We start from the raw sequence: 6,037 nt of genomic DNA, 5'->3' as shown, positions 1-6,037 counted from the left end.
TAATTCTTTTAACGCAATTTCGAAAGCAGTTTTACTAACGTCTACTTTTGATGCATTTCGTTTGAATGTATTTTGTAATGCTTTTTTGATGATTTTGGAAGTATCTTCAAAGATAGCTTCATCGGTCATTTGTACTCTTCGCTCCATAAAATATGCAAAAACTCTTGCCATTCCACAGTTTGAAATGAAGTCTGGAATTAAGCTTACTTTTTGATCTGTATGTTCCATAATTGGTCCAAAGAAAATTTCTTTGTCGGCAAACGGTACATTTGCGCCACAGGTAATGACTTCCAAACCTGTATCAATCATTTTATCAATTTGATCTTGCGTGATGAGTCTTGATGCAGCACACGGTGCAAAAATCTCCGTTGGCAATTCCCAGATACGTTGGTTTATTTCTTCAAAAGGAATCATCTTGTCTGCTACAAGTGTATTTCCATCTTTTTTTAAGAAAAAATCTTTTATTTCTTCATGAGAAAATCCTTCTTCATTGATAACGCCACCAACTCTGTCGATGATTCCAACTACTTTTGCACCCATTTGTGATAAATAGTACGCGGCAGCTGCACCAACATTTCCAAAACCTTGTACAATAGCGCGTTTTCCTTTGATTGATCCGCCATAGATATCATAAAAATGGCGTGCAGCTTCTGCAACTCCGAAACCAGTAATCATGTCTGCAACGGTATATTTACGAGAAACATCTGGAGAAAAAACGGGACTTTCAATTACTTTGATTACGCCCAAACGCAATTGTCCAATTCTATTGATTTTATCGGCTTCGGTAGGTCTAAAATGTCCGTTAAAGACACCTTCTTGCGGATGCCAAACACCGCTATCTTCTGTAATTGGAATTACTTCATGAATTTCGTCAACGTTCAAATCGCCACCAGTTCCATAGTAACTTTTTAACAAAGGCGCTACCGCTTTGTACCAACGTTTTAATACGCCATTTTTTCGCGGATCTTGCGGATCAAAGTTAATTCCGGATTTAGCGCCACCAATGGAAGGTCCAGAAACCGTGAATTTTACTTCCATCGTTTTTGCCAACGAAAGTACTTCGTTCATATCTAAACCTTTACGCATACGCGTTCCGCCACCAGCTGCACCTCCACGAAGTGAATTGATGACTGTCCAACCTTCTGCATCCGTTTCAGGATCTTTCCAGTTGAAAACGATCTCAGGTGCTTTGTTTTCGTATATTTTAAGTAATTCTTTCAATTATCTGTGTTTAGTTGCTTAGTTTCTATTCTAGCAAATATAAAAATTGTTCGCTTCTTTAAAGCATAGATGCTGTACAATTTAACATACAGTTTATCCTAGCCGAAATTATATACTTTCCCCGAGCTATGATCTTTGGCACTTCCCGTGACACTTTTGAGACAATTTACCTCATCGCGCAAGCGTAAAACTCCCAAAAAACCAAAGATTAATGCTTCTTTGTATTCAATGAGTTCGTCAGCTGGTTTTACCAAATGGAGTTCTTTGTAATATTGAATTCGCTTCAATAAATAATCGTTGTATGCGCCACCACCAGTAACTAAAACTTTGGATCTTATTTTAAAAGTGCGTGCTAATTGTCTTGCTACATGTTCTGTAAATGTTCGTAAAAGGTCTATTTCTTTTCTTTTAGAAGTTTCTAACCGTGGAAATATTTCTTTTTGAACCCATTCCAAACCTAATGATTTTGGCGGAAGCTGTTTGTAATAGGGTAAATTGTTTAATTCTGAACCTAGACTTAATAAATATTCGCCCGATTTTGCCAGTTTTCCTTTGTCATCATAGTCAAATCCTAATTGCTTTGCATATTTGTTCAGCACAATATTTACGGGACAAATGTCATACGCTACTCGTTTTCCTTCTTTGTGAAAGGAAACATTGGCGAATCCGCCTAAATTTAAACAGTAATCATATTCAGAAAATAACAATTCGTCACCAATTGGCACTAAAGGTGCGCCTTGACCGCCAAGTTCCACATCTTGCACTCTAAAATCGCACACAACTTTTTGTTTTATTAATTTGGCTAAAATTTCTTGATTTCCAATTTGATACGTAATTCCTTTTTCTGGTTGATGCAAAATGGTATGTCCGTGTGAACAAACTGCATCTAAGTTTGTTATGTTATGTTTTTCAATAAATGAACTAATAATTTTTGCAAGATGTTCTGTATAGCCACTATCAAATTTACCTAAATCTTTATCGTTGTAAGCAATTGCTTCTTGAAGTTTTGCAAACATATATTTTGAATACGGAATGGTTTCTGCCACTAGAATTTCAAACTTCCAGTGTGTGTTTTTTTCGAAATGTATGTAGGCTAAATCAATTCCATCGAGTGAAGTTCCCGACATGACACCAATCACTTTATACTGACTCATATTGTAAATGTATTTAAAATTTGCCGTTTTAAATCCACTTTTAGGCAAGATTCACAATTAAGTCGCATATAAATTAAGAATTCTTAAAAATAAGCGCTTATTATTGAAAATCTGCTATTTTAGAATTATCTTTGTGCGAATTTTTTAGAGAATTACTAATACAATATATAGTTATGGATTTTAATCTTACAGAGGAACATGAGATGATTCGCGATGCAGCGAGAGATTTTGCAAGAACGGAATTGCTTCCTGGAGTTATTGAACGTGATAATAAACAAGAGTTTCCACAAGAATTGGTTCGTAAAATGGGCGAATTAGGTTTTATGGGAATTATGGTAGATCCGAAATATGGAGGAAGCGGAATGGACACAATTTCGTATGTGTTGATTATGGAAGAATTGTCTAAGATTGATGCGTCGGCTTCTGTTATTGTATCTGTAAATAATTCATTAGTATGTTACGGTTTGGAAGCGTATGGAACGGAAGAGCAAAAGCAAAAATACTTAACAAAGTTAGCAACAGGTGAAAATGTTGGTGCTTTTTGTTTGAGCGAACCAGAAGCAGGAAGTGATGCAACTTCACAAACAACAACTGCAATTGATAAAGGCGATCATTATGTAATTAACGGTACTAAAAACTGGATTACTAGTGGTGGACGCGCAGACACTTATTTGGTAATTGCACAGACAGATCGTGAAAAAGGACATAGAGGAATTAACGCGTTTATCGTTGAAAAAGGAACGCCTGGTTTTGATATTGGACCAAAAGAAGACAAGTTAGGAATTCGCGGAAGCGACACACATACATTACAATTTAACGATGTAAAAGTACCAAAAGAGAACCGAATTGGTGAAGACGGATTTGGTTTTAAGTTTGCTATGAAAACACTTTCTGGTGGACGTATTGGTATTGCAGCACAAGCTTTAGGAATTGCTTCTGGAGCGTATGAATTGGCATTGAAATATTCAAAAGAACGCAAAGCTTTTGGAACTGAAATATGCAACCACCAAGCAATTGCTTTCAAGTTAGCAGATATGTATACAGATATTACGGCTGCTCGTCACTTGGTAATGCAAGCAGCTTGTAAAAAAGATGCAAAAGAGAATTATGATATGGAAAGTGCTATGGCAAAGTTATTTGCTTCTAAAGTAGCCATGGAACATACAGTGGAAGCAGTTCAAATTCACGGTGGAAACGGTTTCGTAAAAGAGTATCATGTAGAACGTTTGATGCGTGATGCTAAGATTACACAGATTTACGAAGGAACTTCTGAGATTCAAAAAATAGTAATTTCAAGAGGCGTTATTAGAGGATAAATTCCAAAATAACATACATTATATATAAGAAAGTGCATTTTTAACGAATGCACTTTTTTTATGTCTAATAATAGAGTATTTTACACACAACATTTACTGTAAAACCATGATTAAAATATACTTCCGTTATTTTTTACTTTTTTTTATTTTGTTCAGTTCGCCCGTATTTTCAAATATTAATGTGATTAATTTTGAGAATGTTAGCTATTTGAAACTGATACAGGAAGATTTAGATTTTATAATTAAAAACCAGGAAGCTTTTAATCATTGGTCAGAAACGTGGACATACGATATTTCGAGAGAAGCAAGTTTGGAACGCTTGAAACGCATTCAAGAAATTTCAGCAAAAAAAGCCAAGAATATTGACGAATGGTTGCTTACAGGTACCATTTCACATTATAGATATAATTTGAACGACGACGACCAATTTGCGGTTGCAGAAAGTGCTTTTAGGAAGGCAATTGCGCTCGATACTTCTAATTATATGTCGTATTGGTTTTTAGGAAATCATTACGCGCATTCGGCAAAACCAGGAGAAGCTATGCAAAATCTATTAAAAGCTGAGCAATTGAACCCGAATATTACACAAGTTGCTTTTTGGCACGATTATACTTTTGCTTCGTATTTATCAAGCATGTTTGCACACGCACTAAAATCATTGGATATTGCTGTAAAATTAGGTACTCCAAGTCCGCTTGATAAAACAATTCGCAATGCACTTAAAGAAAAATTAAAGACTCCAAATGCGGATGATGAACTTGAAAAAGATAAAATTTGGGCACATAAAATAGATGGCAAAAAAAACACACTTATTTGCAAACCTTTGGGCATTCGTTTTTCTATTGATTCTACATGGAATTGGAGTGTTTCTAAGTTTTCAAAACGTACTTCTGCAGTTTTCATCAAACCAAAAGCGGAACTAAATGCTAAAAATGTTCCTATTGATTATACGATTATGCTTCTTATTCATGTTGCAAAAGAAGATGAAACTATAGAGGCTTATGCTGATAATTTTGTAAGAAAGTATCCAGATAAAAAGGCAACCAATCGTTTTGACAATTTGCAACCTGCACTTGCTTATGAGATTATTAATAAAGAAATGTATCCTGAAATTGGCGGCGCACATATTAATTTTATGGCACTAGAAAGATCAAAACCTGCATATCCTGGTTTGCTATTGGAAAACGTAAAAAAACTTCCAAGTCCGACTGCAACTGAAGCGCCAAAAGAATTGAACATTTATCGTATTACATCAAATTTGACGCGTTTTGACGAAAAAATTCAATATATATTAGTGCTTGATACTTGCGAAGATATTTACGAGAAATCGCTCAAAGCCTTTGATGAATTTTTAGAAAATTTAGTGATTGAATAACTTTGCATCAATCAAAAACGATAATCAACACCAGCACCTAATGCATTAATACTAACACTTCCTAATTTGTAATGATTGTAACCTCCATGAACTGAAAAACGTTTTAAGTGATACCGCACTTGTAGTTTTAATTCATCAATAGTAGCATCGTTAATTAAACTCTGTTTCCACAATGCACTGATGCTAATTGGTTTTTTTAGATACACATCGATTCCGAGTTGATACGCTAAACCTGTATCATCAACACCATTTCCTACGTGTGAAGCTCCAATTCCCCAAAAAGCGGTTACATATTGCTCGCGAACGCGGTAATAGTTGACCATAAACGAACTGATTCCCAATTCATTTTTAGGTTCTTGTTCAAAGAAATGCAAATGATTGACTTCTACACCAACCAATGGCGCAAACCGAAAATTTAGTTTGATATCATTGCCATAGAATTCTTTTCCGCTTGCAAAAACGGTATTGGAAATGATGAGTTGACTTCGTTTTAGCGGTATACTTTCATCTTCGTCACCGTAAGCATATTCTCCATGTGAACCATCAGAATATGGATATTCAAAGAAATAACGCGATTGTGCTTCTCCAAATACAATTCCGAGTGTAGCATAAAACGCAATTTCGACAAACAAATTATCAAGAGAACTTGGACCTTCGTCTTCATCACTAAAACTAGTATTAGATGAATTTGAGGATTCGTTACTACTAGAATTTTTATTTTCCGAAAGGTCTTCTTTGGCACGATTGAGTTTCCCTTGTGCATTACTAAAAGTGTAGGTAAAACAAATTAGTAGGCATGCTAGTGTAATTTTTGACTTCATAAAAATTGGTGTTAACGTTGCCAAACCTCATCAAGAAAAGTGCCAATATAAAAATCAAGCTATAAATGTTTTATAGAAACGCACATTCGCTAGTTTAAATTAGTGAATGTACATTTCTATTTTTATAGTCATTTTTTTTAGAGTTTAGCT

5 protein-coding genes are annotated in these 6,037 nt (G+C 35.0%); 2 read left to right on the top strand and 3 right to left on the bottom strand.

Annotated elements, in window-relative coordinates:
• A partial coding sequence (locus tag AB8B65_RS00450; RefSeq protein WP_405298820.1) for a Glu/Leu/Phe/Val dehydrogenase dimerization domain-containing protein occupies positions 1-1,221 on the bottom strand: 1,221 nt, incomplete at its 3' end.
• Positions 1,222-1,319: 98 nt separating this feature from the next.
• A complete protein-coding gene (locus AB8B65_RS00445) occupies positions 1,320-2,375 on the bottom strand; it encodes an anhydro-N-acetylmuramic acid kinase (protein WP_405298819.1) in 1,056 nt (351 codons plus the stop codon).
• Positions 2,376-2,548: 173 nt separating this feature from the next.
• On the opposite strand from AB8B65_RS00445, the gene AB8B65_RS00440 reads away from it, so the two are divergent.
• Positions 2,549-3,691 carry an acyl-CoA dehydrogenase gene (locus AB8B65_RS00440; protein WP_405298818.1) on the top strand — a complete coding sequence of 381 codons (1,143 nt, stop codon included), beginning with the start codon at positions 2,549-2,551 and terminating at the stop codon, positions 3,689-3,691.
• A 106-nt stretch (positions 3,692-3,797) separates the two neighbouring features.
• Positions 3,798-5,066 carry a hypothetical protein gene (locus AB8B65_RS00435; protein WP_405298817.1) on the top strand — a complete coding sequence of 423 codons (1,269 nt, stop codon included), beginning with the start codon at positions 3,798-3,800 and terminating at the stop codon, positions 5,064-5,066.
• 11 nt (positions 5,067-5,077) lie between these two features.
• On the opposite strand, the gene AB8B65_RS00430 is transcribed toward AB8B65_RS00435, so the two are convergent.
• The gene (locus AB8B65_RS00430; RefSeq protein ID WP_405298816.1) at positions 5,078-5,887 is read right to left on the bottom strand and encodes a hypothetical protein; all 810 of its coding nucleotides are present in this window, start codon (positions 5,885-5,887) and stop codon (positions 5,078-5,080) included.
• Positions 5,888-6,037: the final 150 nt, after the last annotated feature.

Source organism: Kordia sp. (assembly GCF_045105435.1).
In the GTDB taxonomy this organism is placed as follows: domain Bacteria; phylum Bacteroidota; class Bacteroidia; order Flavobacteriales; family Flavobacteriaceae; genus Kordia.
Note: the sequence above shows the minus strand (reverse complement) of the source record. Positions and strands in the feature narration are given on the sequence as shown.

Bases quoted from the DNA above. Each gene is read 5' to 3' on its own strand.
- AB8B65_RS00445 (WP_405298819.1), bottom strand. From the start codon at position 2,375: ATGAGTCAGTATAAAGTGATTGGTGTCATGTCGGGAACTTCACTCGAT.
- AB8B65_RS00430 (WP_405298816.1), bottom strand. From the start codon at position 5,887: ATGAAGTCAAAAATTACACTAGCATGCCTACTAATTTGTTTTACCTAC.
- AB8B65_RS00435 (WP_405298817.1), top strand. From the start codon at position 3,798: ATGATTAAAATATACTTCCGTTATTTTTTACTTTTTTTTATTTTGTTC.
- AB8B65_RS00440 (WP_405298818.1), top strand. From the start codon at position 2,549: ATGGATTTTAATCTTACAGAGGAACATGAGATGATTCGCGATGCAGCG.